Annotated in this window: 1 protein-coding gene; it reads left to right on the top strand. The window is 62.4% G+C overall.

The annotated features are described in order from the left end of the window. A partial coding sequence (locus tag EN993_RS36870; protein ID WP_206532509.1) for a terminase family protein occupies positions 1 to 202 on the top strand: 202 nt, incomplete at its 5' end. Positions 203 to 205: the final 3 nt, after the last annotated feature.

The following is a 205-nucleotide window of genomic DNA, read 5'->3' as shown; positions in this document are numbered from 1 at the left end:
CCGCGAGAAATGGCAGGGCGAGACGCTGCATGGCGTCTGGTTCGACGAGGAACCACCGCTCGACATCTATTCCGAAGGCCTGACCCGCACCAACGCAACCGGCGGGATAACGATCGTGACGTTCACGCCGCTGCTTGGGATGTCGGATGTGGTGCTGTTGTTCTTGTCGGCGGCGCAAGTGGAGGGGATGGCGAGGGAGTGATGC

The sequence above is a fragment of the Mesorhizobium sp. M7D.F.Ca.US.004.01.2.1 genome (genome assembly GCF_003997785.1).
GTDB lineage: Bacteria > Pseudomonadota > Alphaproteobacteria > Rhizobiales > Rhizobiaceae > Mesorhizobium > Mesorhizobium loti.
Note: the sequence above shows the minus strand (reverse complement) of the source record. Positions and strands in the feature narration are given on the sequence as shown.